The sequence below is a fragment of the Nocardiopsis salina YIM 90010 genome, assembly GCF_000341025.1.
Classification (GTDB): domain Bacteria; phylum Actinomycetota; class Actinomycetes; order Streptosporangiales; family Streptosporangiaceae; genus Nocardiopsis; species Nocardiopsis salina.
In genome coordinates, this window is the sequence record NZ_ANBF01000166.1 from 43,608 (window position 1) to 50,478 (window position 6,871).

3 protein-coding genes (1 of these 3 running past the window's edge) are annotated in these 6,871 nt (G+C 73.9%); all 3 read right to left on the reverse strand.

The features are described from left to right. Positions 1 to 344: the 5' end (the start) of a type I polyketide synthase gene (locus D474_RS0118420; protein WP_017614997.1), read on the reverse strand. 5,767 nt of this gene lie to the left of the window's left edge; only the first 344 of its 6,111 coding nucleotides appear in the window; the start codon lies at positions 342 to 344; its stop codon lies off the left edge, out of view. 14 nt (positions 345 to 358) lie between these two features. Then, positions 359 to 3,670, reverse strand: a complete 3,312-nt coding sequence (locus D474_RS0118425; RefSeq protein WP_017614998.1) for a type I polyketide synthase — start codon at positions 3,668 to 3,670, stop codon at positions 359 to 361. 99 nt (positions 3,671 to 3,769) lie between these two features. Then, the coding region (locus D474_RS29250) for an SDR family NAD(P)-dependent oxidoreductase (protein ID WP_017614999.1) at positions 3,770 to 6,871 on the reverse strand (3,102 nt) is incomplete at its 5' end.

Genomic DNA, 6,871 nt, shown 5'->3' on the forward strand with positions numbered 1-6,871 from the left:
CCGAAGAAGGCGGCGTCGAACTCGCCCGCGTCGTACAGGAACCCGGCCTGGCGCGCGTAGGTGGTGCCGGGTGTGTCGGGGTCGTCGTCGAAGATCCCGTCGAGGTCCCACCCGCGGTCGGTGGGGAAGTCCCCGATCGCGTCGGTGGCACCGTCGACGAGCTCCCACAGGTCCTCGGGGGTGCGCACACCGCCGGGAAAGCGGCAGCCCATCCCGACGACGGCGACGGGTTCGCGGGAGGCCTCGGTCAGGCGCCGGTTCTCCTTCTTGAGGCGCTGGACCTCCTTCACCGAGTCGCGGAGGGCCTTGACGACCTTGTCGTTGCTGTCCGTCGTCTCCGTCATGCGTTTCCTCCGGCTCAGTTGTCGTAGACCATGCGCACGAGGTCGTCGACGTCCATGCCGTCGACCTCCTCGTCGCCTCGTCCGGGCTCGGGTTCGGCGGTCGGCGCGGTGTCCTCGGAGGCGCCGGCAGCGGTGTCGGTTCCGGTCGGGTCGGCCGCTCCCGCGTCGGAGGCGATCTCCTCGGCCAGGTGCGAGGCCACAGCGCGGGGGGTGGGATGGTCCAGGAGCACGGTGCTGGGCAGTTCGAGGCCGGTCATCTCACCCAGGCGGGCGCCGAGGCGCACGGCGGCCAGGGAGTCGAACCCCAGGTCGAGGAAGCCCCGGTCGGCCGGCACGTCCTGCGCACCGGTGTGGCCGAGCAGGACGGCGCTCTCGCGGCGCACGGTCTGCAGCAGTTCCTCCTCGCGCAGGGCGGGCGACATCCCGGTGAGACGTGCGCGCAGGGCCGGCACCACGGTCGGCGCCTCCTCCGCGGGCTCCTCCACCGGCGGGGCGGCCGAGCCCGAGGGGGCAGCGGCCAACCAGAAACGCCGGTGCTGGAACGCGTAGGTGGGAAGGTCCACGGTACGGGCGCCTGCGTTGAGCGCCTCCCACGCGACCGGGACCCCGGCGACGTACGCCTCGGCGACACCGGTGGCCAGGGCCTCGGCCTCGGGGCGCAGACGGCTCTGCAGGGCGACGGCGCGGTGCTGTTCCCCGGTTCCGGGCTGGACCATCGCGGTGAGGGCGGCGTCGGGGCCGACCTCCACGAATGCGGTCACACCCTCGCGGCGCAGGTGGGCCGCGCCGTCGGCGAAGCGCACGGGTTCGCGCACGTGGCGCACCCAGTACTCGGGGGTGCAGACCTCGTCACCGGCCCGTCCGCCGTCGAGGTTGGACACCAGCGGCAGGACCGGCGCGTGCAGCTGCACCTGCCCGGCGACCTTCGCGAAGTCCTCGAGCATGGGATCCATGAGCGGGGAGTGGAAGGCGTGCGAGACCGACAGGTGCCGGGTGCGGTGGCCGCGCTCGGAGAAGACGGAGGACACGTGCGCGACCGCCTCGGCGCCGCCGGAGACCACCACGGAACCGGGCGCGTTGACCGCGGCGAGCGCGACCGGCGCACCGGTGCGTTCGGCGGCCTCGGCCAGGACCGGTTCGACCTGCTCCGGCGGGGCCTGCACCGCGGCCATGGCGCCGCCCTCCGGCAGGGCCTGCATGAGGCGGCCGCGCGCCTCGACCAGGCGCACGGCGTCGGGCAGGTCCAGCACCCCCGAGACGTGGGCGGCGGTGATCTCGCCGACGGAGTGCCCGGCCACGTAGTCGGGGCGCACACCCCAGGAGTCCAGGAGGCGGTACAGGGCGGTCTCGAACGTGAACAGGGCGACCTGCGCCCACCCGGTACGGTGCAGCAGGTCGGCCTCGGGGGTGTCCTGCTCGGCCCACATCACTTCGGTGAGCGGGCGTTCCAGGTGGCGGTCGAACTCGGCGGCGACCTCGTCGAAGGCACGCGCGAAGACCGGGTGGGCGGCGTGCAGCTCACGGCCCATTCCGGGACGCTGGGACCCCTGTCCGGTGAACAGGAACGCGGTGGGTCCCGCCCCGTCGGCCGAGCCGGTCACCACTCCGGGGTCGGACTCGCCCGCGGCCAGGGCGCGCAGACCGCGGCGCAGATCGTCGGAGCCGGATCCGACCACCACTGCGCGCTCCTCCAGGTGGGCGCGGGTGGTGGCCAACGACAGGGCGACGTCGCGGGGTTCGGCGGGCAGGCGTTCCAGGTGGCGCAGCAGGCGCACGGCCTGTCCGTGCAGCGCGAGGCCGCTGCGCGCCGAGACCGGCCAGGACACCGGCCCGCCGGTGGGTTCCGGGGCATGCTCCGCTGGGCTCTCCGCGGCGGGTTCGGCCACCGCCGCGAAGTGCCCCGGGACCTGTCCGGCGGCGGGTCCGTGTTCGACCGCGTCGGGGTCGCCGGCGGGTTCGGGGGCGGATCGGTCCTCCAAGGCCTGTTCCAGTACCAGGTGCACGTTGGTGCCGCTGATGCCGAAGGAGGACACCGCGATCCGGCGGGGGCGCGGGGCCTCCCCCCAGGTGTGGTTGGACTGCGCCAGGGCGACGCCGCTGCCGTCCCAATCCACGTGCGGGGTGGGATCGGCGGAGTGCAGCGTGGACGGGAAGACCCCGTGCCGCAGCGACTGCACGGCCTTGACGACCCCGGCGGCCCCGGCGGCGGCCTGGGCGTGCCCGATGTTGGACTTGAGGGAACCGAGCAGCAGGGGCTCATCGCGCCGGCCCCCGTAGACCCGCACGACCGCCTGCGCCTCGATGGGGTCGCCGAGCGTGGTGCCGGTACCGTGCGCCTCCACCGCGTCGACCTCGTGGGGTTCCAGCCCGGCGTCGGCCAGGGCGGCCCGGATCACGCGCGCCTGCGCGGGACCGTTGGGTGCGGTGAGCCCGTTGGAGGCCCCGTCGGAGTTGACGGCGCTGCCCCGGACCACGGCCAGCACTGGGCGCCCGGCCGCACGCGCGTCGGCGAGGCGTTCCAGCACCAGCACGACCGCGCCCTCGGAGAACCCGGTGCCGTCGGCGCCCGCACCGAAGGCCCGGCAGCGCCCGTCCGGAGAGAGCCCGCCCTTGCGTGTGAACTCCACAAGGACACCGTCACTGCTCATGACGGCGACACCCCCGGCCAGAGCCATCGAGCACTCGCCCCCGCGCAGAGCCCGCACGGCCGAGTGGATCGCGGCCAGGGAGGAGGAACAGGCGGTGTCCATGCTCAGCGACGGCCCGTGCAACCCGAGCGAGTACGAGATGCGTCCCGAGGCCACCGCCGCCATCGACCCGGTCAGGGCGAGCCCGTCGTCGGTGGACTCGGCCATCCGCGGCCCGTACTCCTGGGCGCTCAGACCGACGTAGACGCCGGTGTCGGTTCCGCGCAGCGAGGTCGGGTCGAGGCGGGCGCGCTCGACCGCCTCCCAGGAGGTCTCCAACAGCAGGCGCTGTTGCGGGTCGGTGGCCAGGGCCTCCTTCGGGGAGATCCCGAAGAAGCCGGCGTCGAAGTCCCCGGCCCGGTCGAGGAAGGCGCCCTCCCGCATGACCGAGCGCGGCGGACCGTCGGAGACCTCCGGCCATCCCCGGTCGTCGGGCAGCGGGCCGACGGCGTCGCCCCCTCCCTCCACAAGCTCCCACAGGGCCTCGGGGGTGTCGGCCCCACCGGGCAGGCGGCAGGCCATGGCGGTGACCGCCACCTGCGCGTCCTGCTCGGCTCGGTCGCGTTCCTCGCGCAGCCGGGCGTTCTCCTTCATCGCGCTGCGCAACGCTGCGACCAGTCGCCCCTCGTCGGCACTCATCGCCATTCTCCTTGCATCCTGGGCACGGCCGGGCCGGGGGTGTCCGGGGCCGCGGGGTCCTGCACGTCGTTCTTTCACCGCCCCGGTCGGGGCACCGGCTCACCAGCCGTCGTCGCCGGCCCCCTCGCCGGGTGCGGCGCTCTGTCCCTGCAGCGCGAGGCTGACCAGGTCGTCCACGTCCATGTCGTCGATCCCGCCGCCGTCCTGTTCCTCCTCGGGCTCGGGGGCGTCCTCGGGGACGGGTGGGAAGAGCAGTTCGTCCAACAGCAGCGCGAGTTCGCGCGGGTTCGGATGGTCGAAGACGGCGGTGGCGGGCAGCCGGGTGCCGACGGCCGCGCCGAGCCGGTTGCGCAGTTCCACCCCGGTCAGGGAGTCGAAACCGAGCTCCTTGAAGGGGCGTTCGGCCGGGATCTGCGCCTCACCGGAGCCGGGGTCGTGCCCGAGCACAGCGGCGGCCTGGCTGCGCACCTCGGTGAGCAGGCGGCGGCGCCTCTCGTCCTCTCCCAGGGGCTCGAGCACCTCCGCGGACAGTCGCGGGCCCTCCTCCTCGGCGGGGGCCGGTGCCCCCTCGGGCCGGTCGAGCTCGCGCAGCAGCGGCAGGTCGGGGCCGTCGACGAGGTCGAGCAGGGCCGGCATGAGCACCGGCCTGCCCGAGACCAGGGCGGAATCGAACAGCGCCAACGCCTTGTGGGTGGGCATGGGCAGCAGCCCGCCTCGGCCCAGCACGTCGAGATCGCCGGAGTCCAGGTGGGCGGTCATGCCGCTGGCCTCCTCCCACAGCCCCCAGGCCAGGGACGTGGCCGGAAGGCCCTGCTCGTGGCGGTGCTGGGCGAGCACGTCGCAGAAGACGTTCGCGGCGGCGTAGTTGGCCTGGCCCGGGTTGCCGAGGGTGCCCACGGCCGAGGAGAACAGGACGAACGCACCGGGTTCCCGGTCGAGGGTGAGCTCGTGCAGGTTCCAGGCCGCATCGACCTTGGGGCGCAGGACCTTCTCCACACGTTCGGGGTCCAGGCCGAGCACTGTGGCGTCGTCGAGCACACCGGCCGTGTGCACGACCGCGGCGAGGCGGTGCGGCAGGGGGTCGAGCAGGGCGGCCAAGGCGTCGCGGTCGGCCGCGTCGCAGGCGTGCACATCCACCTCCGCGCCCAGGTCGCGCAGCTCTGCAGTTCGTTCGTCCTGTCCGGAGGTGCCGGCACCGCCCCGGCTGACCAGGGTCAGGTGGCGCACCCCGTATGCGGTGACCAGGTGTCGGGCCATGATGTGGCCCAGGGTCCCGGTTCCTCCGGTGATGAGCGCGGTGCCTTCGTCCGGGGTACGCCCCGCAAACGTTCGGACGTCCTCGGCCGCGTCCCGGTCGTCCACCGGAACTCCCCCGCCGGCGGTCTGCGCCGACGTCTCCGAGTGGTGCAGAGCACCGGAGTCGAAGAGTTCCAGGAGCCTCCCGAGAGTCTCCCCGACCCGTTCGGGCACGATGTCGGCCGGGACGAAGGAACGGTACTCGCGCCCCGGATGGCGAGCAGCGACCCAGTCACCGTCCCGCACGTCCGTGCCGATCTCCACGAAACGCCCCCCGGGTCCTCCTCCGTCCGAGGGTGAACGGAGCAGGGCGAGGGAGAGGTCGACGGTCTCGCCCGTGAGGGAGTTGAGGACGACGTCCACACCACGGCCGCCGTTGGCTCGGAGCACACGATCGGCGAAGGTGGAATCGTCCGACGGAGCGAGGCGGGACTCGGTCAGTCCGAGGCGCATCAATCCGGGCCAGTGGGCCGGGTCCGCGGTACCGAAGACCTTGGCACCCAGATGCCGGGCCAACTGAACCGCGGCCTGCCCGAGAGCGCCGTCCGCCGCGTGCACCAGCACGCTCTCCCCGGGCCGGATCGCAGCCAGGTCCACCAGGGCGTGGTAGGCGGTGAGGTGGTTCAGGGGGATCGCGGCCGCCTCTTCCCAGCTCCACCCCTCCGGGACGCCGGTCAGTCGACGGTGATCGGCCACGGCCTCAGGGCCCGAGGAAACGTCGAACAGCCCCATGACCCGGTCTCCGGGGACAAGATCGTCGACCCCGGGGCCGGACTCGATGACGACTCCCGCCCCAGCGGAACCGATACCGCTGTTCTCGCCCACCGGCCCGGAAGCGGACCCGGACCCGTCGGCAGGAGCGACCACCCGCATCGAGACGCGTGTCTCGCCGTCCCGAAGGTCTGCGGCTGCCCCGCGGTGCATCGACGCGAGGGCAAACTCTTCGGCCTCTCCGACCTCCTCGGCGACCAAGCGCGGGACCATCGCGGCTCCGTGCCGCAGCACCACCTGCGGCTCACCGAGTCCGACAGCGGCGGTGAGCAGGCGGTGCGACTCCTCGGACCCGTCGGAGTCGACCAGGACCAGGCGCCCGGGGTGCTCACGCTGGGCGGCGCGCAGCAGGCCCCACAGCGGGGCGGCGGCCAGGCCGGTGAGTTCGTCCTCGGGGCCGGTGGAGACGGCGTGCCAGGTCACCAGCACCAGACGGGCGTGTTCGTTGCGCTCGTCCGACAGCCAGGTGCGCACGGTCTCCAGAGCCCATTCCAGTCCCTGGCGCACCGCGGCGGGAGGTGCGTCGTCCTCGACGTAGACGGCGCGGGCGGGCGGTTCGGCGAAGACCACGTCGGGGACGGGGCCGCCCTCGGGCAGCGAGTCCAGACTCGCCAGGCCCGTGGGCAGCTGGGAGTCGGGCATGGGAACCCGCACCGAACGCCACTCCTGCCGGTACAGGCCGGGTTCCTCGTCGCTGTCGTCGGGCAGGGCCCCGGCAGCCAGGGGGCGCAGGGACCGCTCGCTCACCGACAGCACAGGACGCCCGCCGGTGTCCCAGGCCCGGAGCCGGTAACGCCCCTCGCCCAAGGGCCGGGCCAGCACGCGGAGCCGGTCGGGGGAGGTGTCGGCGTGGATGCGCGCCCCGTCCCAGGTGAAGGGCACCAGCAGGGCGCCCTCGTCCCCCGCCCCGTGCAGGACCGGGGCGTGCAGAGCGGCGTCGAAGAGGGCGGGGTGCGGGCCGTGGAAGGGCACCTCTCCCCCGCCGTCGGGCAGGGCGAGATCGGCCCACAGGTCGTCCCCGTCGCGCCAGGCGTTCTCCAGGCCGCGGAATACCGGGCCGTACTGGTACCCGCGGCGGGCCAGCGCCGTGTACCCGCCCTCGGAACCGAGCTCCTCCGCCCCGGACGGCGGCCA

Excerpts from the sequence above, each read along its gene's own strand:
- D474_RS0118425 (WP_017614998.1), bottom strand. The coding sequence starts at position 3,670 with ATGAGTGCCGACGAGGGGCGACTGGTCGCAGCGTTGCGCAGCGCGATG.